This is a genomic window from Gemmatimonadaceae bacterium (assembly GCA_036003045.1).
Taxonomy (GTDB): Bacteria; Gemmatimonadota; Gemmatimonadetes; order Gemmatimonadales; family Gemmatimonadaceae; genus JAQBQB01.
In genome coordinates, this window is record DASYSS010000047.1 from 41,056 (window position 1) to 63,825 (window position 22,770).

Consider the following 22,770-nt stretch of genomic DNA (forward strand, 5'->3'; position numbering starts at 1 on the left):
CGGCGCGTCATCCGTTTTTCAGCGAGATGCTCTGAAGCACCTGCGCCACGCCCATGCAGCTGTCGATGGCACCCTCGAGCGTGTCGTACATGTCCTTCCACTTGAGTACGTCGAGCGGATTCGGTTCTCCCGAGAACAACGCGCCCATCGCCTCGTGGTACACGGAGTCACCTTCCTCCTCGAGGTGCTTGATCAGGGCGACGTGCTGATTCACCGTCGGCGGACGACGCATCTCGGCGACTGCCGCTTGGATTTCAGTGGTGGCGCGGACGAGCACGCCGCTCAGCTGGCGGGCCGGCGGCAACACGTCGGCGATGTGGAGCATCTCGAATCGCCGCGCGGTTCCGTCGATCAGGTCGATTACGTCGTCCAGCCGGGTCGCCAGCATATGAATGTCTTCGCGGTCGATCGGCGTAATGAAGCTCTTGTCGATCCGCTGATTCACCGTCGCGGTCAGGAGGTCGGCCTTATGCTCGACGTCTTTGATCGCCCTCACGTGGTCGTGCACGTGAACCACGTCGCCGAACAACGTGTCGAGCATGCGCGCCGTCGTAACGAGGTGAGCAGCGAGTTGATCGAACAGCTCGAAGAACTCGTCGTCTCGCGGAAGCAGCCGGCCGAGCATGGGTGGACGGGTGGACGGGGTGGATGGGTGGACCGGTGAGAAGCGGCCGGCCCAGGCGGACGTGTAGCGGACGCGTCACGCCGAGTCTGTTCCGCCCCGAACTTACCGCGGCCGGGAAACCCCGGAAACCCATGCCGGGGTCGGCCGCGTCAAGCGCTCCGCAGGGTCCACTGTTCCTCGCTCCGGATGCGATTCCGCTCGGCCACGAGGTCCGGGTTCTCGAAGAGCTTGATCAGGAGCATCCCTGCAATGAAGCCGCCGATGTGAGCCCAAACCGCCACTCCGCCCGACACGTCCGGCTGGAGCGGCGTCATGTACGCGGTCGCGACCTGGATACCGAACCAGTACAGCAGGACGATCCAGGCAGGAATCCGGAAGACTTTGAAGAAGATGATGAAGATGAACAGCATGTGGACACGAACGCGGGGATAGAGGAGCAGGTACGCTCCCAGCACGCCGGAGATCGCGCCCGACGCGCCCACGGTCGGCGCGGCCGAGGTCGGGTTCAAGAGAACTTGAGTCGCGGCGGCGACCAAACCACAGATCAGGTAGAACGCCAGAAATCGGCCGGGGCCCATGCTGTCTTCGACGTTGTTGCCGAAGACCCAAAAGAAGATCGCGTTGCCGAGGATGTGGCCCCAGCCGCCGTGCAGGAACATCGACGTGAGAGGCGTGAGAATGTTGATGCGGTCGTTGTCGACCACGCACGAGAGTTGGCCGGGAATGATCCAGAATCCGGTGCCCACGGGCACACGGTGAGTCAGCTCCCCGGGGACCATTCCGTAGTTGCAAACGCTCTTCGCCAGGGCAAGCTCGTTCCCCGGAAGTCCCCCTCCCTGCACCAGGAACCAGACCGCGAACATGGTGCCCAGGATGAGCCAGGTCATCACCGGCGTTCGGAGGGTCGGGTTGTCGTCTGAGATCGGGATCATGTGCCTGAGTTGAGTCGCGAAGCGAGATGGCACGACGCTCTGACAGCCCGCTGCCCTCCCCGCTCAATCGCTATTGCCAGAGACCTGCCAAGTTGGCGTAGGAACTGGGTCCCGCATTTGCCTTCAACCACGGCGTTCACGGCAGGCGAAATCTGGTCTGCCACAACCCGGTACTCGAAGAGGAAGCAATGGCCGACAAAGTCATTGGAATCGATCTCGGTACGACGAACTCCGTCGTCGCGGTCATGGAAGGCGGAGATCCGATCGTGATTCCGAACGCCGAAGGCGGTCGGACCACGCCATCGGTCGTCGGCTTCACGAAGGACGGCGAACGTCTCGTCGGCCAGGTCGCCAAGCGTCAGGCGGTTACCAACCCGCAGAACACCGTTTTTTCGATCAAGCGCTTCATGGGCCGCAGGATGGCCGAGGTCCCCGACGAGATCAAGCGTGTCCCGTACAAAGTGGTATCGGGTCCCGGTGATCTCGCCGTCGTCGAAGTCCAGGGCAAGCGATACACGCCGCCCGAGATCTCCGCCATGATTCTGCAAAAGATGAAGCAGACCGCCGAGGACTACCTTGGACACTCGGTCTCCAAGGCTGTCGTGACGGTCCCCGCGTACTTCAATGACGCGCAGCGGCAGGCGACGAAGGACGCCGGCAAGATCGCCGGTCTCGACGTCCTTCGCATCATCAACGAGCCGACGGCGGCCGCGCTTGCCTACGGCCTCGACAAAAAGAAAGACGAGAAGGTCGCCGTGTTCGATTTGGGCGGCGGCACGTACGACATCTCCGTTCTCGAGCTCTACGACGTCGAGGGCTCCCGCCAATTCGAGGTGAAATCCACGAACGGCGACACGCACCTCGGCGGCGACGACTTCGACCAGCGCGTGATCGACTGGATCGTCGGCGAGTTCAAGCGTGATCAGGGGATCGACCTCTCGAAGGACCCGATGGCGCTCCAGCGCCTGAAGGAGGCCGCCGAGAAGGCCAAGATGGAGCTTTCCTCCACGATGTCGACCGACATCAATCTGCCCTTCATAACGGCGGATCAGTCGGGACCTAAGCATCTCAACTATACGCTCACCCGCGCCAAGCTCGAGCAGCTGGTCGACGACCTCGTCCAGCGCACGATCGAGCCGATGAAGAAGGCGCTCAAGGACGCCGGCCTCGAGCCCAAGGACATCGACGAGGTCATTCTCGTCGGCGGTTCGACGCGCATGCCCAAAATCCAGCAGGTCGTCAAGGACTATTTCGGCAAGGAGCCGAACCGTTCGGTGAACCCGGACGAAGTCGTGGCGATCGGCGCGGCGATTCAGGGCGCGGTGCTCACCGGCGAGCAGAAGGACGTGCTGCTGCTCGACGTCACGCCGCTTTCGCTCGGCATCGAAACGCTGGGCGGCGTCACGACCGTGCTCATTCCGCGCAACACGACGATCCCGACGAAAAAGTCGGAGACGTTCTCCACCGCCGACGACAACCAGACGACGGTCGAGATCCACGTGCTGCAGGGCGAGCGCGACATGGCGCGGGACAACCGCACCATCGGCAAGTTCCAGCTCACCGGTATTCCACCCGCTCCGCGCGGCATGCCGCAGATCGAGGTCACGTTCGACATCGACGCGAACGGCATCTTGCACGTGTCGGCCAAGGACAAAGCGACGAGCAAGGAGCAGAAGATTCGCATCGAGGCGTCGAGCGGTCTCTCCGACAACGACATCGATCGCATGGTGAAGGACGCCGAAAAGAACGCGACCGAGGACAAGAAGCGCCGCGAGGAGATCGACGCCCGCAATCGTCTCGACAGCATGACGTACGAAGTCGAGAAGAACGCCAAGGAGTGGTCGGAGCGGCTGCCGGCCGAGCTCAAAACGAAGCTCGACGCGGCGGTCGAGCGGGCGCGCAAGGCGATCCGCGGGGATGATGCGAACGAGATCCGCGCGGCGCAGGAGGAGTTGAGCCGCGCGTACAGCGAGGCTGGCCAGTCGTTCTATGCTCAGAACCAGGCGCCCCCGGGGGGCCCACCGGGCGGCGAAGGCGGTCAGGGTGGCGAGCCGGGACCGACCGGCTCAACTTCGACAGGTGGGAAACCGCAGGAAGACGTCGTCGAAGCGGACTACGAGATCGTGGACGAGAGCAAAAAGTAGCTTTCATCCGTAAAGTTTTTGTGGTGAACCGGCTCGCGGAGAAACCGCGAGCCGGTCACGCGTGTCATTAGGACGAAGGGCCGACCAGAGCAGCCGAGGGCGCTCGAAACTTGCACGACCTCGGCGGGTAGGACCCATATCACACTCTTTTCTCGCAGGTAGATCTGACTTATGACAAGTCGCGTCTCTCGCGCACGCTTCAGTGCCGCCGTCGTGGTGGCGTTTTTCTGCGGGCTGATCTTTGCGTCGGGTTTCGACCTCACGCACTTCAGTTGGGCGCAGGGGCGCGCCGGTTCGTCGGGCGCGGCTGCGAAGCCGAGTGCGTCGCAGGTCGCCCCCGCCGTCGACCTCGAGTCGGCGTTCGAGGCGGTCGCCGACCACGCGCGACCGGCGGTGGTTTCGATCGACATAGAGAAGTTCGCGAAAGCGAAGCCCGCGGTTCGCCAAACGCGGCCGCGCGGACAGGGACAGCTCCCGCCGGGCATGGAGCAGTTCTTCCGTCAGTTCAGCGACCCGAACGCGCCGCCGGATGACACGCCGGAAGAGGCGAGCGGTTCCGGCTTCATCGTTTCGGAAGACGGATACATCCTCACCAACAACCACGTCGTCGCCGACGCGGACCGCGTGAACGTCACGCTGTTCGACAAGCGCGTATTCCCGGCCAAGGTGATCGGCCGCGACTCGACGACCGACGTCGCGGTGATCAAGATCGACGCGGGCAACAGCCTTCCGTATGTGTCGCTCGGCGACGATTCGAAGGCGCGCGTCGGACAGTGGGTGCTGGCGATCGGCAATCCGTTGACGCTCGACTTCACCGTCACCGCGGGCATCGTGAGCGCCAAGGGCCGCAAGGCGACCGGTTTGCTCAACCCGAACGGACAGAATCCGTACGCGATCACCGACTACATCCAGACTGACGCGGCGATCAACCCCGGCAACTCCGGCGGTCCGCTGCTCAACATCCGCGGCGAAGTGATCGGCATCAACAGCGCGATCGCGAGCGGAACGGGCCGCTACGAGGGCTACGGCTTCGCGATTCCGATCACGCTGGCCAAGCAGGTGATGGATGACCTCGTGAAGTTCGGCAAAGTGCGCCGCGCGGTCGTCGGCGTCGTGCTCGGCGAAGTGAGCCCGGCCGACGCGAAGGCGGCCCGCCTGACCCAGGTCGGTGGCGCGCTCGTCGGCGATTTCAACCCGGCGAAGGACAGCCCCGCCGAGAAAGCCGGCATCCAGATCGGTGACGTCATCATCGCCGCCGACGGCAAGTTGGTCGATCAGGTGAGCACGCTTCAGCGCATCATCCGCGGCCACAAGCCCGGCGACGTGGTCGATCTGGAAGTCGTTCGTTACGGCGAAAAGAAGGACTTCAAGGTCAAGCTCGCCGAGCCGCCTTCTGACACGAAGGTCGCGGCCGACGAGGAAGAGAACTCGGCCCCCGTTCGCCCAACCGGAAACACTGGTCGGTCGAACGACAAGCTCGGCGTCACCGTGGACGCGATTCCGCAGGACTTCCTTCAGGAGAGCAAGCTGCAGCAGCAGTATCGCAGCGGCCTATTCGTGGCGGCGGTCAGCGGCCGCGGCCCCGCGTTCCGCAGCCTGTTCCCGAACGACATCATCCTCAAAGAAATGGCGCCGGCGCAGCGCGACATTCACACGGCCGAGGACCTTCAGGCGGCCGTCGGCTCGCTCAAGCCCGGCGAGGTCGTGCAGTTCAAGGTGTGCGCGAACCCTGACCCGCGCACCGGGTCCTGCCAAACCCGCATCGTCAGCATTCAGATCCAGTAAGAGACTTTGGACGAACGAAAAAAGAGGAGCCGCGAAAAGCGGCTCCTCTTTTTCATTCGTTCGGGATACCGGGAAACCGGGATACCGCGACTGCGGAAAAATAGTCGTCGCGTCGCGCCGTTCCGGTATCTCGGTGCCCGGTCATCCGGTAACCCGTTTTTACGGGGTCGTCATGGTGAACGTTACGGTGATCGAGTAGTTCCCCGGCTTGTCGGTCAGCCAGTGAGCGACAGGACGAATGTAGATCGGTACGGTCGGTGAACCGGGGCCCGCGGAACCCGTTGTGAGCGTCGTGGCGGTCGTGGTGACCGACGTCGTCGGCCCGGCCGGCGTGAGACTCCAGATCAAGTCACTCGCCGGCTTGCTGCCCCACGCGCCGGCGCTTGCCGTCCAGAACGCGAAGTTGGCGTTCACTTGAAGCGTCCAGGAGCGATTCGCCATTACGCTGAGCGAAACCGGCGTGAAGGTCGCGACGCCCGTGGCCTGGTCCATGTCGGTCGTGGCTGCGGTGTACGTCGAGGAAGTGGGCGAGACGGAAAGCTGCAGCAGCGCCGGATTCACCATCGTCGCCGGCTGGTCGAGCGTCACCGTGGGCGAACACTTCCCCGATTGGCCCGAGACGCTGCAGGTCAGAACGGTCTGCGCGGCGACGGCTGGCGTCGACAGCGCGAGCGCCGCCCAGATCGCGAGCGAAGCGATCACGAAACGCACCAGCCCCGAGAGGCGGCCACCGGCGCTCATGGAATCCCCCGATCTTTGTCGCGCTGTTCCGTTTGCTGTTTCGTCTTGAAGATCCGAATCGGTCGCGTCCTGACCGTCACGACGAAACGCTGGCGTCCCGGGGTCGCTCCGATCTCGACCGGCGGGATGTCGTCGATCAGCAGCGGCTCACTCGAGCCCTCGAGCTCCATCGTGAGCGTGTAGCGGCCGGCGGGCAGCGCGTCGAAGGACGCGTGTTGCGAGCCGTCGGCGCGCGCGATCCACTCGCGGCCCGTCGAGTCGCGCAGTGAGAACGTCGCCACTCCGACGCGCACCGACGGCACCGTGCCGTCGGCCAGCTTCGCGACGTCGATGCGTACGTCGAGCGCGGTGATCGGAACGACCCCGAGAACGAGCGGGTCGCTCTCGCGGTCGAGAAGCCGGGGACTTTGCTCCCAGGCTTTCGGCAGCGATCGCTCGTCCACCTCGGCGCGCGTCGAAGTCCCGCTCGTCATACGGAAGACGCCGTTGGCGTCGGTGACGGCCGTCTCGGAGCCACGATGCACGACGATGCCGGGCACGCCCGGTTCGCCCGGATCGCGGACGCCGTTCGCGTTGCGGTCCTGGTAGACCACGCCGGTTTCCTGACGCCGGTCGAAGGCACTGATGTTCGACGAGCGCTCGACCTTGAGCGTGATAATGGTGTGCAGCGCGCCGAACTGGTCGCGCGCCGTGCCGCGCTCCGCGCCGAGCGCGATTCGCAGTGAGCTGAAGACGTCGACGTCGAGCTCCGCGCGCGACGTCATCGTGGTCGCTGGGCCGAACTGTAGATGCTGCGCGGCGGCACTCATCGTCCACCGCGGAAACCGCGGCCAGAACTGAAATCGCTCGACGTGCGCGCTCCAACTCGACTGCGGCGGACTCGACATCGTGCCGAAGCTCGCCGTCTCGATCGAACCGCCGACGCCGACGACGCCCCGCGCTCCGACATGGTCGATGCGCAGCCTGTTGACCACGCGGTTCGAGCGGCCGTCTTCGACCGAGACGACCGAGTCGGCGATGCTCTGCGACACGTTCGTCAGTCGCGTGTCGGCGGCGATGTCGAAGCCGGCCGCCAGGAAACGCGCTCGTAGACCGTAGTCGAGCTGGGTCGACCCGAACCCGCCGAGCGAATCGCGCGACGTGATGCCGGAGCGCATTACGTCGGCGCCCAGCGAAAACATCGAGAAGAGGTCGTACGTCGGCGAGAGCGACCAACCCGTCGAACCGATCGACGTACGCCCCGATTCGCCGTCATGCGTCGACCAGTACGTGACGTTCGTGCGCACGCGTCCCAGCGCGCGGTCCGCTCCGAGCGAGATCGCGTCGCGCGCCGGGGCGAACGCGAGCGTTCCACCCGGCGCGTGCACGGCTCGAAACGCGAAATCGCCTCCCGCCATCGGTCCCCTGAAATCCGCTTCGGCGCCGATGCCGCTTCCCTCGCTGTACGAGCGGCTCGCAACCGCTCCCGACGCGAACGCGTTCGTCCACGGCTGCGTCTCGAGCATGACGCCGCCGGCGTCGACGCTGCGAACGAGGTACGTCGAATCGCGAAGATGCGAGAAGAACGCCGTGAACATGCTGGAACCGAGTTGCTGGTGCGCTCCCGCGGCGAAGAGCGTGGGCTTGTTCCACGTGCCTTGCGAGACGAGAGGCCCCGCGGCCAGGAAGTCCAGCCGCTCCTCGGCGGCGCCAAGCCGAAGCGAGGCGCCGCGCCCGAACACATTCTGACCGGCGAGGTCGCTGAGACTCAGGCCGGTCGTTCCGATCGTCGTTCCCCAGCCCGGGGTGCCGACGGTCAGGAAATTCGATTGTGAGTTGTAGCCGAGCGACGACAGAGCGCGGCCGTTCACCAGATCGTTCGGCGTGGGCGTCGAAAAGCGACCGGTGACACTGAGCTCGTCCGTCAACGGACCGTCGATCGCGACCGATTCGACGGACCGGCTCGGAAGACCGGCGCTCATCACCGAACCCGCGCCGAGCGTGACGACCGGACCGGGGCGCCGGCCGCTTCTCAGAGGGTCGGTCACCTCGACGATCGCCGACGCGACGGCGCGCTGGCCGGAGCGGGTGCGCGCGATCATCGTCACCGCGACGTCGCCGAGATCGGCGAGCAGCGGGATGGTGGCGGTCACCGACCGTTCGATTGATTCGCCGCGCGCCAACACGAGAGCCGGTGCGCCTTCCAATCGCGCGTTCCACGTGCGCGGCGCGTCGATCTCGAGGTCGAGCGTGTCCTGAAGATTGCCGGCGTTGAGAATCGTGAACGAGAGCTCCAGCCGATCGCCGGCGTGGGCGCCGCGCATCGGACGAGTGGGCGTGACGTCGATGCGCGCGATGCGCGCGATGGCGACGTCGATCGGCGCGCGCACGACTGCTCCGCCGGCGGCGACGAAGCGAACGTATCCGGCTCGCGTCAGCCCCGCGTTGGCCGACGTGGGCACGCCGACGGTGAGCACGACCGCCGCCCCGCGCGCGAGGGAGCCGGTGCGCGTGCCGAGCAGCGGAACGTTGCCGCTGGCGACGACTTCGTAGCTGACCTTTCCCGCGCCCGCCAGCTCCGCGGGCACCGGCACGTTCACGATTCGGTACGATCGCGGCGCCGCGGCGGCGACGACGACCGCGCTCACTTCGCGTTCGTCGCCCGGATCGCGAGGCGTCGAGTCGACGCGCATCACGGTTCTTCGGTCGACGCTCGCGGCGAGCGTCGCGCGCGGCTGTTGCGCGTTCGCCGTACCGGCTCCGAGAGCCGCCACCGCGAGAGCGATCTGCACGAAACGCGGACGCCGGCTCATGGCGTGCTCACGTTGACCGTCATCGCGATCGTCGTCCCGTACGACGGCGCGGTGTCGGTCCAGTCGAGGATCATGCGGAGCTTGACGCCGGACGAGAACGAGTCGCCCCTGTTCATCGTCGCCGCGACGATGGTGCGCGCCGGATCCACCGCGCCCGCACAACTGCTGGTCATCGACTGCCAGGGCTTCGACGCGTCGCTCGGCTGCCACATCAATTTCGAGATCGCCTTCGCACCGCCGAGCGTCGCGGTCGCGGCGCAAATCTCGACCGTGACCGTGTGACTCTTGCCCGACGGCCCATTCGCGAGCGACACGTTGAACGAGATCGTCGGACCATCGATGTAGCCCGCGATATAGTCAGCGAAGCCGGGCTGGGCGAACGTCGTGGTCGAGCCGCCAGTGACGCTGAGGGTCGTCGTCTGTGTCTGCGCGCGAAGCGCCGGCGCTTGAACGCCGATCGCGGCCAGAAGTCCAAGGCCGAGGACCGCCGCGCGTGCGGCGCTCCGGGTCACGGGATATCCAGTTCCACCTGCCCAGCGGCGATCTCGGCCCCCTCGTAATCGAGGAGTGCAAGTAGCACGTATCTCCCCGAAGGAAGACTTGGAAGTGCGACGCCGAGGCGCCTCGTCGCGCCGGGAAGCGTGGGGAATTCGGGAATGTCGATCTTCGAGACGACCGAATTGTCCGGCCGTCGAATCTCGACGGCGCCGTGGGCCATCGTCTGCCGTGCGCCGGTGTTCTTGTACGTGATGTCGAGCTGGCGAGACCGCACGTTGGACCGCGCGCTCAATTTGCCGCTCGAGATCGCGGGCTTCGCATCGACGACCCCGACGTCCGTCACCTCCGCGATGAGCGGAGTTTCCGGCTCGACGTACACCTTCACGCCGTACCGCACGCTGTATTGCACGGCGGACGACTGCGCGGTCCGCGGCGGTGGAGGATTGTCGATGAATAGAATGGCATAGCAGCCATGACCGATCGCGGCCGCGCTGTCCACGGAAACGCGAAGCGTTTGAACCGAGCGCGGCGCGAGCTGCAGCACCGACGGGAACACCGTCACATGCGCGCCGCACGACGTCGGGAGCGTTCCTGTGGGATAATACCGATTCTCGCCGACCTCGCTGCGGTCCCAATCCTGGATGGTGACCGTCGCGTTGGCCGGCGTGATGCCGCGGTTCGCCGCGTGAAAGGTCGTGGTGACTGACCCGCCGGGCTTGAGCGGTACGTGCAGCTCGAGCTCGTCGACGGCGATCTGCGCGCCGGCGACGTTGGAGAGCGCAACGAGCGCGCCGGCGAGGGCGATGAACCGCCCAGGCCGGCGCGCTATGCGTGACATGCGAGAATCCATTCCCGCGCTCCTGAACTGATTACGGAGCGACGAGCGTGAACTTGACGTCGATCTGATACGAGCCGGGGACGTCAGTCGCGATGTTGTACGACGTCTTGTAGAACACACCGACCGGCGCGCTGGCCGTGGTCGGGCCGCCCGAGGTCATGTCGGTCGGCGTCGTCGTGAGCCCCACGTAACCGCTACCGTTCGTGTTCGACCAAAGCAGGTCGCTCGCCGGCTTGGCGTACGGGCCGGTGAACGCGGCGGTCGCCGCGCTGATCTGCACCTTGTAATTGCGGTTCGCCGAAACGGTGTACGTCGGACCGTTCGTCGGCATCTGAATCGTGCTCGACGTGTAGTCCGCCATCGTCGTCGGCGCGTTCAAGCTCATGGCCGTTCCCGCGCCCGTGAAGCCGCTCATGTTCAGCGTGAGCAACGACGGAATCGTGAACGAGTGCGTCGAGGTCACGACGCAAGGCGCCGGGGAGGCCGCCGTCGAATTGATCGAGCAGCTACCCGTCTGGGCCGCCGCGATCTGTGCACTGATGGCAACTGCGCAGGCAGCAGCGCCTGCAAAGGCCAACTTCCGCATGTTCAACTCCGGTGAAGTGTTTAGCTGCGTCGCTAACCTGCGGCCTCGCTGCGGTTGCCCCCGCGCTACTTGCCGCTTCTCGACCAGGTTTTCGTGATGTGGCCTAGGGGCAAAACACTGACCACCGGGCTCGCTAGTGGACGCGCGCGCACCAAGCGGAGATACTCAAAATCTTACAGTTCTGTATGTCGTTGCCCTCCAGGGGGTTCTACGACGGGAATCGGCGAGAAGAAAAAAACGGGAGCCTATGTCTCGGCTCCCGTTTCGTTCATGATCGGTTGCTGACCCGCGCAATCTGCGGCGAACCTAGCAGAATACCGGGACCGCCGGGCCCCGAGAACCGCTACGTGGAGCGGTTGTATATGAACTGGCTGCCCCCGAACACGACCGTCAGGCGCGTTCCCTTTACAGATCCGGCGAAGGAGACCGTCCCGCCGCCGGTCGTCTGGACGAAGTTGATCTGCTGCTGCGCGATCGTGTACGTGCCGGCGATCGTGGTCACGGTCGTGGACTTCGTGCCGTCGGCGAGCAGAGTGACCGTGTAGACGCTGATCTCTGACCACGTGCCGTCCGATCCGATGGCAATGGTGTCCGAGGCCAGGTCGAACTCCTGCGTCGTCGTGACCGTCGCGATCACCGGCAGGGGCCCGCCGTTGATCGTCGACAGCGCGAAGGATCCGGCGACGTTCGTGTCCGTCGGATCGAGGCTCAGGGAAGAGTCTTCCGTCGAGAGGCACGCAGCCACCAACAGGGGGACCAGCAGCATCGCAATGCGCCGCACGAACCGCTCCGCGTAGAGGTGGATGCGAAGGGGGGGACTCGAACCCCCAAGCCTTTCGGCGCCAGATCCTAAGTCTGGTGCGTCTGCCAGTTCCGCCACCCTCGCCGACGAGTGGAAGATAATTGACCCGGACTCTAGAACGCGAAACCGAGGATCAGGCGTGTGGTCACCGTTGCATAATCCACGCGAACGCGCTGGCGTTCGCTCTCCGAGGCGAGAATCCGCTTGGCGCCGATCCCGGTGCCGACGAGGAACCGTTCGCTTCGTCCCAGCAGCCAGTTGTAGTCGAGCAGGATTCCGGCGGTCGGGGCGGAGAGTGATTGCCGAGTGGCGGTCACCACCTTCGAGTATCGAGTGGCCCCGGCGCTGATCCCAATCGCGAAGCCGCGCAGCACCGCTTCACTCGGATAGTATCGCACTTTGAAGTCGGCCGTCGTGAAACGCTTGTCATCGAAGTCTATGTACGACCCCACCGCCCCGACGGTGATTCCGGACGACACGGCGTTTTCGAGCTCGAGGGTGAACACGTTCGCGGGAAGCCCGAGCGGATTGAACCCGATGTACGTCTGTGTCGGAATCGGCACGCGGACGCGCGAAGCCGGAGCCTGGGCGCCCAGACGGGCGGTCGCGAAAGGAGCGGCGAGGGCAGCGGCGAGCGCGGCGGCGACGACGGCGGTGAATCGCATCAAACGAGTCGCATCAGAGATGGGAGTTGAAGACGAAGCGTCGTGCTGACCTCAACGGTAACGAGTTGGACGGCGCAATCGGTACCGCTTGCACGGGGCGGGTTCCGTGTCGCGCATCACGCGTGTCAACCGCCTCCCATCTCGCGGCACGCCCCCGCTAGCTTTCGCGCATGAACATCGAGATCACCCCGAAAAAGACCGATGGCCTGGAGCGGCTGATCGAGGTTCGGGTGCCGATCGAAACCGTCCGCGATGCCGAAGACCAGGCGGCGCGTCGCTACGCGTCGAGCGCACGGCTCCCCGGGTTCCGCCCCGGAAAGGCGCCCCCCGCGATGATCAAGAAGCGTTTCAAGGACGCAATCCGGCAGCAGGTGATCGAGTCGCTCGTCCAGGAAGCGTTCCAGGAAGTGCTCGACCGCGAGAAGTTCAAGGTCGCGTCGCAGCCGCACGTGCACGACCTCAAGTTCGAGGACGGGCAGCCGCTCAGCTTCGAGCTTCACGTCGAAGTGCGGCCCGAGGTTTCGCTCGCGCGCACGCAAGGTTTCCGCGTGACGCGCACACGCCCCGAGGTCGGCGACGACGCGGTGCGCGATCAAGTCGAGCAGATTCGCGAGCAGAAGGCCACGTGGAGTCCGGTCGAAGGGCGCCCCGCGCCCGGGGACATGGTCCGCGTAGAGCTCAGCACCGCCGATGAAACGGGCGCCTTCCCCGAGCCGCGCGAATACCCCCTCGTGCTCGGCGCAGGTCAGGCGATCCCCGGCGTCGAAGAGGTGATCATGGAGCTCAACGCCGGCGAGACGCTCGAGAAGTCCGTGCGGTGGCCCGATGACTTCCCCGACGAAGCGCAGCGCGGCAAGACGAAGCCGGTGCGCCTGCACCTGCTCGAGGTCAAGCGAAAGACGCTGCCGCCGCTCGACGACTCGTTCGCCCGCGGAGTCGGCGATTTCGAGTCGCTCGCCGCGCTTCAGAGCACCGTGCGCAAGGATCTCGAGGATCACGCAAATCGCGACGCCGACGCCGGCGTGCGCCAGCAGCTCGTCGACCAGCTGTCGGCCGCGAACCCGTTCGACGTGCCTCCCAGCTGGGTGGCGCAGCTCATCGACGGCTACGCCCAGGCGTACCAGGTGCCGGAGTCGGACCGCGACAAGTTCCGTTCCGAATTCCGCCCCGTGGCCGAGCGTCAGGTGCGGCGCGACCTGATCATCGACGCGATCGCCGAGACGGAAGGGCTCAAGGCGACCGAAGCCGACATCGACGAACGCGTCGCGGACGTGGCGTCCAAGCGCGGCGCCGATCCGGGACAGGTGTACGCGTCGCTGCAGAAGGCCGGCCGGCTGCGCGAGATCGAGCAGAGCATCACGGAAGACAAAGTGTTCGCGTGGCTCCTGGAACGAAACGAAGTCGCCTAGTCCTCACCCGATACCAAACATCGCCTCATGGCCACCATCTATCCGCCGTATGTGATCGAGCGCTCGCCGCGCGGCGAGCGGAGCTACGACATCTTCAGCCGTCTGCTGATGGATCGCATCATCTTCCTCGGCACGCCGGTCAACGACGACGTCGCGAACATCGTCATCGCCCAGATGCTGTTCCTCGAGGCCGACAATCCGGACCGCGACATCTTCCTGTACATCAACTCCCCGGGCGGCAGCGTGTCGGCGGGCCTCGCGATCTACGACACGATGCAGTTCATGAAGTCGCCGGTGAATACGATCTGCATGGGCCTCGCCGCGAGCATGGGCGCGTTTCTGCTCGCCGGAGGCCGCAAGGGCAAACGGTCGACGCTGCCGCATTCGCGAATCATGATTCACCAACCCTCACAGCAGGGCGGCGGCGGGTCGGCGTCGGACATCGAGATCCAGGCGAAGGAGATCCTCTACCTCCGCGGCAAGCTGAACCAGCTCTGGACGAAGCACACGGGACAGTCGCTCGAGCGCATCGAACGGGACACGGACCGCGACCGGTACCTCTCGGCCGAAGAGGCCAAGGACTACGGCATCGTGGACCACGTCATCACGCAGCGCGGCGAGGTGGTGGAACCGAGCGCGCTGGCCGCCGTCACGAAGTAGCCGCAGCCGCCGTGGCGGCGGCTGTCACAAAACGTTCGTCTCGCTGAGTCGTCTCTTGCTTGTCCCGTGTTCGGCCCTTAACTCTCAGCTAGACTTTCCGTTCATTCTCCCGCCGGTCGCGCGGCACCCTACCCCCGGGCCCCGCGACCACCTGAAGTCACCCGCTGAGTGAGATGTCATGTCGCACGACAAACACCTTCGCTGCTCGTTTTGCGGAAAGTCGAAGGATTCGGTCCGCAAGTTCATTTCCGGACCGTCGGTCTACATCTGCAACGAGTGCATCGCGCTCTGCAACGAGATCCTCGCCGAGGATGAAGAGCGCGAAGTTGCCGAAGCGATCACTCAGGTCCCGACGCCCCAGGAAATCAAGGACACCCTCGATCAGTACGTGATCGGCCAGGAGAAGGCCAAAAAGGCGTTGTCGGTCGCCGTCTACAATCACTACAAGCGCATCAACTCGTCGTCCGTCCGCGACGACGATGTCGAGCTCGACAAGTCGAATATCCTGCTCATCGGCCCGACGGGCGTGGGCAAGACGCTCCTCGCGCAGACGCTGGCCCGCATCCTCGACGTGCCGTTCACGATCGCCGACGCGACGACGCTCACCGAAGCCGGCTACGTCGGCGAGGACGTCGAGAACATCCTCGTGCGGCTGCTCCAGGCGGGCGACTTCAACGTCGCCGAGTGCGAGCGGGGCATCGTCTACATCGACGAAATCGATAAGATCGCGCGTAAGTCTGAAAACCCGAGTATCACCCGCGACGTCTCGGGCGAAGGCGTGCAGCAGGCGCTGCTGAAGATCCTCGAGGGCACGGTCGCTTCGGTGCCGCCCCAGGGCGGCCGCAAGCACCCGCAGCAGGAATACATCCAGATCAACACGAAGGACATTCTGTTCATCTGCGGCGGTGCCTTCGACGGGCTGGAGAAGATCATCGAGGCGCGCACCGGCCGCCGGCAGATCGGCTTCAACAAGGGCGACGACGCTCGCACGCCGCACCAGGCCAAGAACCCCTTCTCCGAGGTCGAGCCAGACGATCTGCTCCGCTTCGGTCTCATACCAGAGCTCGTCGGCCGCCTTCCGGTCGCGGTCGCTCTCGAAGCGCTCGACGAGGATGCATTGGTCCGCATCCTCAAGGAGCCCAAGAACGCGCTGACCAAGCAGTACGCCAAGCTCTTCGAGCTCGAGGAAGTGAAGCTCACGTTCGAGGACTCGTCGCTCCGCGCCGTAGCCCAGAAGGCGCTCAAGCGCGGCACCGGCGCGCGAGGCCTGCGGGCTATCCTCGAGGAGCTGCTCACCGAGGTCATGTTCGACCTGCCGACGCGCGAAGACGTCGAAGAGGTCAAGGTGACGGAAAGCTCGGTAATGAACGGCACCGCGCCGCTCCTCGAGATCTCGCCGCAGCGAAAGAAGAAGGAAGCCTGACGCGCCGTTTGGACGGCGCCTAGACCCGGTGCCGCGAGGCGCTCGAAAAGTGTGAGGCGAAGCCAATCGCCTCACACTATTTTTTCGACATGGCTTTGCCCCCGCCTCCCTCTCCGACCGGCACGTCAGCGAAGCCGTCGTCGTCCTCCGCGAGCAATCCGACGGGTCCCGGAAATCCCGCCGAAGCACAGCGGGCCGCGGTGCTCCCGTTGCGCGACGTCGTCGTCTTTCCGTACGTCGCCATGCCGCTGCTCGTCGGCCGGCAGGCATCGCTCAACGCGATTGAGGCGGCGGCGGCCGACGGCGGGACGCTCTTCCTCGTGGCGCAGAAGAGCGCCGACACCGAGGAACCGGCGGCGAGCGATCTCCATCGCGTCGGCGTCGTCGCGCGCATCGTTCAGGCGACGCGACAGGCGAACGGCACCGCCCGCATTCTCGTCGAAGGCGTTCGCCGCGCCAGGGTGACGCGGTACATACCCGCGGCCGGCTACCTCCGCGCGGCGTTCGACGACGACGCCGGAGACGAAACGAACGACCCGGAGGCGCTTCAGGTCCTGTCGCGCCGCGTGCTGGCCCTCTTCGAGGAGTACGTCTCGCTCCACCGGCGAATTCCGAACGAAGTCGTTGCCCTCGTGCAGAGCGCGGACACGCTCGCGCGTCAGGCGTACGGCATCGCCGCGCATCTCGCGGTGCGCGTCGAGGTCCGTCAAACGCTGCTCGAGGCGCCGACGGTTCCCGCGCTGCTCGACGCGTTGAACCAGCTTCTCGTGAGCGAGTCCGAGCTGCTCCGCCTCGAGCGCAAGCTCGACGAAGAGGTCCGCGGCTCGCTTTTCCAGAACCAGCGTGAGTTCTACCTGCAGGAGCAGCTCAAGGCAATTCACCGCGAGCTGGGCCAGGAAGATTCGGACGACGCCACGGAGCTCGAGCGCCAGATCGAAGCGCGCAAGCTGCCCGAAGGGGTCAAAACGCGCGCCATGCGCGAGATGCGCAAGCTGCGACGCATGTCGCCGCTCTCTCCGGAGTCCACGGTCGCCCGCAACTTCATAGACTGGATCGTCGCGCTGCCATGGACCGAGCGCACCGACGACGTCCTCGACGTCGCGCACGCCCGGCGGATTCTCGACGAGGATCACTACGGGCTGCTCGAAGTGAAGGACCGCATCCTCGACTACATCGGCGTGCTGTCGTTGGTCGAGCGCATGGAAGGCCCGATTCTCTGTCTCGTCGGGCCGCCCGGCGTCGGCAAGACGTCGCTCGGCCGCTCGATCGCGCGCGCGCTCGGCCGGAAGTTCGTGCGCATGTCGCTCGGCGGCGTCCGCGACGAAGCCGAGATCCGCGGGCATCGGCGCACGTACATCGGCTCGATGCCGGGGCGCGTCGTACAGGCGATGCGCCGCGCCGAGGTGGTGAACCCGGTGATCTTGCTCGACGAGGTGGACAAGCTCGGCACCGACTACCGCGGCGATCCGTCGGCCGCGCTGCTCGAGGTGCTCGACCCGGAGCAGAACCGTGCGTTCAACGATCACTACTTGGAGATCGATTACGACCTGTCACAGGTGCTGTTCCTGACGACGGCGAACTACCTGCCGCAGGTGCCCGAGCCGCTGCGCGATCGGATGGAGATCATCCGGCTGGCGGGCTATCTCGACCAGGAGAAGTACGCGATCGCCCGGCAATTCCTCGTGCCCAAGCAGCTCCGCGCCAACGGCCTCGATCCGGCCTCCGTCGAGTGGGACACCGACGTCATCCCGGCGATCGTGCAGAACTACACGCGCGAGGCCGGCGTGCGCGAGCTCGAGCGCCGCATCGGACGGATCGCCCGCAAGCTCGCGCGGCGCGAAGCCGAGACGCGAGACCTCACCAAGGCCGCCTCGACGTCGGCGCCGAAGCCCGTCGTGCGCGCTTCCGAGCTCAAGGGTTTGCTCGGCGTCGCGCCGTTCGATCCGTCGAATCTCACGCTCGACCACAAGGTCGGCGTCGTGACGGGACTCGCCTACACCGCGGTCGGCGGCGACGTGCTGGAGATCGAGGTGAGCGTGATCTCGGGACGCGGCAAGCTGCAACTCACCGGAACGCTCGGCGACGTGATGAAAGAGTCGGCGAGCGCCGCGCTCAGCTACGCGCGCTCGCGCGCCAAGGTGCTCGGCATCGACAAGGACTTTCATCGCGCGCGCGACCTGCACATCCACATCCCGAGCGGCGGGACGCCGAAGGACGGTCCGTCGGCGGGAATCGCGATCGCGACTGGAATCGTCAGCGCGCTCACCGGAATTCCGGTGCGCGGCGACGTGGCGATGACGGGGGAGATCACGTTGCGCGGGCGCGTGCTCGCCATCGGCGGTCTCAAGGAAAAGGCGGTCGCCGCCCACCGGAACGCGGTGCGCCACGTGCTCATCCCGCATCAGAATCTGCGCGACGTCGAGGAGCTGCCTGACGAGGTCAAGGCGGCGGTCACGTTCCACCCGGTGAAGACCATGGACGAAGTGCTCGCGCTGTCGCTCGTCCGCACGGGCCTCGAGGCCGACGCGCCGACAGTGGCGCCGAACTAGTCGACGATGCCCGCGCCGTCGCGCGAACCGTTGGTGATCCGATCGCTGGAGTTCATCGGCGGAATGGCGAGCGCGGGCGGCTGGCGGCCGGAGCCCACGCTGCCCGAAGTGGCGTTCGCCGGACGGTCCAACGTCGGCAAGTCGTCGCTCCTCAACCGATTGGTGCACCGAAAGAAACTCGCCCGCGTGAGCAACACACCGGGCCGCACGCGCGAAGTGAACTTCTTCAAGGTCAATGACAGCTTCGTGCTCGTCGACCTCCCGGGCTACGGCTATGCGCGCCTCTCGAAAGAACGGCGCGCCGAGTGGCGGCCTTTGATCGAAGGCTACCTGCGCACGAGCACTCAGCTCCGCGGGATCGTCGAGCTGCTCGACGCGCGACACGACCCCACGGCCGACGATCTCAAGATGCTCGATTTCTTGGGCGAGATCGGCGTCCCGACGATCGTCGCCCTGACGAAGATGGACAAGCTCACTCCGTCGGAACGCAAAGTCCGCGCACACGAGCGCGCCGCGCAGCTCGGACTCGACTCGGATCAAGTGATTCCATTCAGCGCGGTCACCGGCGAAGGGCGCGACGCGCTGGCCGAAGCGATCGAGGCGCTGCTCGAGCAGCCGTCGTGGCGGGCGGCCTCGTGAAACGCCTCGCGTTGCTCGCCGTCGCGGTGGCGTGCGCCGGACAAACGGGTTCGGCGCCCTCGGCCAGCTCGACTACGCCGGCGCCGTCCGCGGCGGCACAAGGCGCGCGCGTTCAATCCGACACGAATACGATCCTCATTCCTCCGGGCCTCGGCACGCTGAAGGAAGCCGACATCTCGATCACGCTCCAGCCGCCGACGGGCGTTCGCGTCACGACGTTCCCGCTCGATGAATCGGTGATTCGCACGCTCGCGCCAGATTCGTATCGCGCGATGCACGCGAATCTCGAGAGCCGCGCCGCGCAGATTCGGCAGCGGGCCTCGATGCACGGCGAGCGCGCGCCCTGCGTATGGTTTGTCCGGTTCTACGGACTGGCGCCGGATGCACGATACGACCCGACCGACGTCACGGTGAGCGTGAGCGGACGCGACTTCCGCCCCTTCGACGTCATTCCGGTCTCCGGCGACTTCGGCACGCACCAACTCCAACCGCGCGAAACGCAGACCGGCCTGTTGTTGTTCGAGGGCGGCGTGGACGTCTCGCAGCCGATCGTCGTGCGAATGGGCGCCGAGCAGAACACCGATTGGGGCGACGTCATCCTGCGGCGGGTCGACGCCGAACGCGCGGCGGTGCGCGCGCGCGCCGCCGCGAAGTCGACGCCCGCCGCGAAACCGCCACAGCCGGCCCGCTGAACCGCGACGCCGTCATCACGAACCGTAAGCGAGGCAAGCATGGCGTACCTTCCCCTGAAACAAGTGGCCGAATGCCCGACCCGATCGATCGCCACCGAGTGGCTCGAGGGTTTGAACGCCACGCTCGCGGACCCGAAGACGGACCGCCGGCTTCTTTGCCGGTCCGTGTTGACGGACCTGTTTCACCCGGAGTTCGCCCGGAATTGGGAAACGGCCGTCAATGATTCGGCCATTCCCGTTGCACGACGATTGGCGTTGACGAGCATGGATCCGTGCAACATCACGCTCGAGCCTGAGTATTACGCCGACTGCGACCAGGAGCGATTTCAAAAAGTGAAACCGCTGCTCTGGCTCTGGTACTCGTTCGACCGCAGCCTCGCCGGCGGACAGAACGTATGGCTGGGCGTCGAGCTGCGGCGGATCCTCGCGAAATACATCTTCAAGCGGTGCGGCGAGAACTTCAAAGCATTCCAGAACGTCGAGTTCTCGTTCGGCTACAACATGGACGTCGGCGACAACGTGGTGGTGCACCGCCACGTGCTGCTCGACGATCGCGGTTGCATCGTGCTCGGCAACAACGTGTCGATCAGCGACTACGCGAACGTCTACAGCCACACGCACAGCATCGTCGACGCGAAGGAGGTCACCAACTCGACGACGGTGATCGAAGACGGCGTCCGGATCACCTATCACGCCACCGTGCTCGCCGGCGTGCACGTCCACGAGCAGGGAATGGTGGGCGCGATGGCCGTCGCCACGAAGGACGTGCGGCCCTATCACGTGTACGTCGGGATTCCGGCGAAGAGCGTGAGGGTCAAGCCCAACGCGCCGCAAGCGGCGACGGTTCTGCGGACGAGCAGCGACCGTCAAACCGACGGACGCTGACGGTCGCCCTTCGCGTCAGCGAACGCGCATCACGTCTTCGACGGCGCCGGCGTTGCCGGTGCCGAGCAGCTCGATGACCTCGCGCAGCGACGCGCGCTCGCCGGGAAACGCGAAACGCGAGAGCGCGTCGTCGACCGACAGCCACTCGAATCGCTGATGCTCGGCGCCGATCGCGACCGACGCCGGTTCGGCGACGAACGCGGCGAAGACGACCGCCAGCTGCACCGTCTGCAAGCGACGCAGGTAGAACGGCTGCACTCGCACGACGTAGAGCCGCTCGGCAGTCAGCCCGGTCTCTTCGCGAAGCTCGCGCAACGCGGCGTCGTCGGGCTCCTCTCCCTCCTCGATGTGGCCGTGTACGGGCTCCCACGCCGAGGGACAGCGGGTGTCGTTCCCGCGCTGCAGCGCGAGCACTCGCCAGCCCGACGCGAGCGGGCGCGCGACGTAGACGTCGACCGTGCCGACTTCGATGCGTGTCATGGGCAGGAACCTACCCGGCTCCGGCGCGCGCGGGCGGTCGGCCTCGTCGGGCGTGGCCACGCGACGGATCTCGTCCGCCGTCGTGCGCCCGGCGTTCGCGTGGGCCATTCCCGACCCCCACAGCGAGCGCATGCCGTCGCTTCGCGCGGCCTCCGCGACGCGCTCGGTGGGTTCCCCGGCGGCTACGCACCGCTCGAACTCCGGCGTCGCGACGAGCACCTCGGCGATCGCCAGACGGCCGTGGAAGCCTGAGCCGCCGCACTCCCCACACGAGCTGGAGTCCACCCCGCGACACGACGCACAGAGACGCCGCGCGAGTCGCTGCGCGAGCACGCCCTTTACCGCCGTGGCGATCTTGTAGCTCGCAACGCCGATGTCGATCAGTCGCGTGACGGCGCTCGGTGCGTCGTTCGTGTGGAGCGTGGACAGCACGAGGTGTCCGGTCAGCGAAGCCTGGATGGCGATCTCCGCGGTTTCGCGGTCGCGAATTTCACCGATCAGCACGACGTCGGGGTCCTGCCGCATGATCGAGCGGAGCGCGGTCGCGAACGTGAGCCCGGCCTTTTCGTTGACCTGCACCTGCACGATCCCCGGAAGCCGGTACTCGATCGGGTCTTCGACGGTGACGATGTTCACGCCTCGCTCTTTGATGCGGCGCAGCGCGGCGTAGAGTGTGGTCGTCTTGCCCGAACCTGTCGGACCGGTCACGAGAATCAGCCCTTCGCGCGACTGAAGCAGGCGCTCGATGCGTTCCAGCTCCTCGCCGTGGAACCCCATACCGTCGAGCGTCGGGACGGTGGCGCGGCCGTCGAGCACGCGGATGACGACCTTTTCGCCGTGCGAAGCGGGGAGTGTCGAGACGCGCAGGTCCACCGCGGCGCCGTTGATCGCCACCCGCGCACGCCCGTCCTGCGGTCGAAGACGGTCGGCGATGTCGAGGCCGGAGAGAATCTTGATTCGCGATACGAGCGCGGGGCCGAGTGTGCGCGGCAGGGTTCGCACGACGGCGAGGACGCCGTCGACGCGGTGGCGCACGGCGATCCCCCGCTCTTCGGTCTCGATGTGAATGTCGCTCGCGCGGCTCGAGATGCCGGCCGCGAGCAGCTCGTCGACGAGCGCGCTCACGGTCGCCGCCGTGTCGTTCCCCGGGATCGGCGGCGCCGCGTCCGACTCGCCGCGCAGGTGCTCGACTTCGACGGACGGCTCAGCGTTTCGCTCCATCGAGTCGCCCGCGTACACCTCATCGATGCGCCGAGCGATCGCCGCAGCGGCGGCCATCGCCAGACGAATGCGCCGTCCGCTGGCGAACCCGAGTGTGCGTTCGCAGTCCACATCGAGTGGATCCGCGGTCGCGATGACCAGCTCGTGCTCCGTCGCGGCCAGCGGCAGCACGTGGAACCGCCTCGCCCACTTCTCTGGGACGAGGGCGACAGCCTGGTCGCTGACGCGGTTCAGGTCCGCAATGGGAAGCCGAAAGCGCGATGCGAGGGTCTCGACATCCTGCGCAATCGGTGTCGGGAAGACGGATTGAATGTCCACGCCGACAACATCAGCCGTGCGCGGTCCCGTGCGTCACCCAATTCGCGCGGTGCCGATCGTGCTGTTGCAGGTGAGAGGGACGCAAC

At 66.0% G+C, this 22,770-nt stretch carries 19 protein-coding genes and 1 tRNA gene; 9 read left to right on the forward strand and 11 right to left on the reverse strand.

The genetic code is table 11. The annotated features are described in order from the left end of the window. Window positions 1-7: 7 nt before the first annotated feature. Complete coding sequence (locus VGQ44_12050) at window positions 8-625, reverse strand: DUF47 family protein (GenBank protein HEV8447551.1); 618 nt, start codon at window positions 623-625, stop codon at window positions 8-10. 149 nt (window positions 626-774) lie between these two features. Next, window positions 775-1,557 carry a rhomboid family intramembrane serine protease gene (locus tag VGQ44_12055; GenBank protein ID HEV8447552.1) on the reverse strand — a complete coding sequence of 261 codons (783 nt, stop codon included), beginning with the start codon at window positions 1,555-1,557 and terminating at the stop codon, window positions 775-777. A 188-nt stretch (window positions 1,558-1,745) separates the two neighbouring features. On the opposite strand from VGQ44_12055, the gene dnaK reads away from it, so the two are divergent. Both dnaK and VGQ44_12065 read left to right on the forward strand, forming a co-directional pair. Beyond that, entirely contained in the window at window positions 1,746-3,701 is a 1,956-nt protein-coding gene (dnaK, locus tag VGQ44_12060; protein HEV8447553.1) for a molecular chaperone DnaK, read from the forward strand. A gap of 171 nt (window positions 3,702-3,872) precedes the next feature. Then, complete coding sequence (locus VGQ44_12065; GenBank protein ID HEV8447554.1) at window positions 3,873-5,486, forward strand: trypsin-like peptidase domain-containing protein; 1,614 nt, start codon at window positions 3,873-3,875, stop codon at window positions 5,484-5,486. A gap of 159 nt (window positions 5,487-5,645) precedes the next feature. Here the strand turns inward: VGQ44_12065 and VGQ44_12070 are convergent, their stop codons facing one another. The 8 genes from VGQ44_12070 to VGQ44_12105 form a co-directional block, all read right to left on the reverse strand. Next, window positions 5,646-6,227, reverse strand: a complete 582-nt coding sequence (locus VGQ44_12070) for a hypothetical protein (GenBank protein ID HEV8447555.1) — start codon at window positions 6,225-6,227, stop codon at window positions 5,646-5,648. Further along, window positions 6,224-9,019 (reverse strand): hypothetical protein, encoded by a 2,796-nt coding sequence (locus VGQ44_12075; GenBank protein HEV8447556.1) that lies wholly within the window; start codon window positions 9,017-9,019, stop codon window positions 6,224-6,226. Before VGQ44_12075 ends, VGQ44_12070 begins: the two co-directional genes overlap by 4 nt. Next, the gene (locus tag VGQ44_12080; protein ID HEV8447557.1) at window positions 9,016-9,531 is read right to left on the reverse strand and encodes a hypothetical protein; all 516 of its coding nucleotides are present in this window, start codon (window positions 9,529-9,531) and stop codon (window positions 9,016-9,018) included. Before VGQ44_12080 ends, VGQ44_12075 begins: the two co-directional genes overlap by 4 nt. Beyond that, entirely contained in the window at window positions 9,528-10,355 is an 828-nt protein-coding gene (locus VGQ44_12085; protein ID HEV8447558.1) for a hypothetical protein, read from the reverse strand. Before VGQ44_12085 ends, VGQ44_12080 begins: the two co-directional genes overlap by 4 nt. Window positions 10,356-10,386: 31 nt before the next feature. Then, entirely contained in the window at window positions 10,387-10,818 is a 432-nt protein-coding gene (locus VGQ44_12090) for a hypothetical protein (GenBank protein HEV8447559.1), read from the reverse strand. Window positions 10,819-11,284: 466 nt separating this feature from the next. Continuing rightward, window positions 11,285-11,722, reverse strand: coding sequence for a hypothetical protein (locus VGQ44_12095; GenBank protein ID HEV8447560.1), 438 nt, complete (start codon window positions 11,720-11,722; stop codon window positions 11,285-11,287). Window positions 11,723-11,745: 23 nt separating this feature from the next. Continuing rightward, window positions 11,746-11,827 (reverse strand) — tRNA-Leu (locus VGQ44_12100). Between the two features lie 29 nt (window positions 11,828-11,856). Then, window positions 11,857-12,408 (reverse strand): hypothetical protein, encoded by a 552-nt coding sequence (locus VGQ44_12105; protein HEV8447561.1) that lies wholly within the window; start codon window positions 12,406-12,408, stop codon window positions 11,857-11,859. Between the two features lie 170 nt (window positions 12,409-12,578). On the opposite strand from VGQ44_12105, the gene tig reads away from it, so the two are divergent. The 7 genes from tig to VGQ44_12140 all read left to right on the forward strand — a co-directional run bounded on the left by tig (window position 12,579) and on the right by VGQ44_12140 (window position 20,665). Beyond that, window positions 12,579-13,817: a trigger factor gene (gene tig / locus VGQ44_12110; GenBank protein ID HEV8447562.1), complete on the forward strand. Its 1,239-nt coding sequence runs from the start codon at window positions 12,579-12,581 to the stop codon at window positions 13,815-13,817. Window positions 13,818-13,844: 27 nt separating this feature from the next. After that, a complete protein-coding gene (locus tag VGQ44_12115) occupies window positions 13,845-14,477 on the forward strand; it encodes an ATP-dependent Clp protease proteolytic subunit (GenBank protein HEV8447563.1) in 633 nt (210 codons plus the stop codon). A 178-nt stretch (window positions 14,478-14,655) separates the two neighbouring features. Beyond that, window positions 14,656-15,900 (forward strand): ATP-dependent Clp protease ATP-binding subunit ClpX, encoded by a 1,245-nt coding sequence (gene clpX, locus VGQ44_12120; protein ID HEV8447564.1) that lies wholly within the window; start codon window positions 14,656-14,658, stop codon window positions 15,898-15,900. Between the two features lie 89 nt (window positions 15,901-15,989). After that, window positions 15,990-18,449 (forward strand): endopeptidase La, encoded by a 2,460-nt coding sequence (gene lon, locus VGQ44_12125; protein ID HEV8447565.1) that lies wholly within the window; start codon window positions 15,990-15,992, stop codon window positions 18,447-18,449. Window positions 18,450-18,455: 6 nt separating this feature from the next. Continuing rightward, complete coding sequence (gene yihA / locus VGQ44_12130) at window positions 18,456-19,088, forward strand: ribosome biogenesis GTP-binding protein YihA/YsxC (GenBank protein HEV8447566.1); 633 nt, start codon at window positions 18,456-18,458, stop codon at window positions 19,086-19,088. Beyond that, a complete protein-coding gene (locus VGQ44_12135; GenBank protein HEV8447567.1) occupies window positions 19,070-19,780 on the forward strand; it encodes a hypothetical protein in 711 nt (236 codons plus the stop codon). The genes yihA and VGQ44_12135 overlap by 19 nt, the downstream gene beginning before the upstream one ends. 39 nt (window positions 19,781-19,819) lie before the next feature. After that, a complete protein-coding gene (locus VGQ44_12140; protein ID HEV8447568.1) occupies window positions 19,820-20,665 on the forward strand; it encodes an acyltransferase in 846 nt (281 codons plus the stop codon). A gap of 15 nt (window positions 20,666-20,680) precedes the next feature. On the opposite strand, the gene VGQ44_12145 is transcribed toward VGQ44_12140, so the two are convergent. Next, the gene (locus tag VGQ44_12145) at window positions 20,681-22,684 is read right to left on the reverse strand and encodes an ATPase, T2SS/T4P/T4SS family (protein HEV8447569.1); all 2,004 of its coding nucleotides are present in this window, start codon (window positions 22,682-22,684) and stop codon (window positions 20,681-20,683) included. Window positions 22,685-22,770 lie beyond the last annotated feature (86 nt).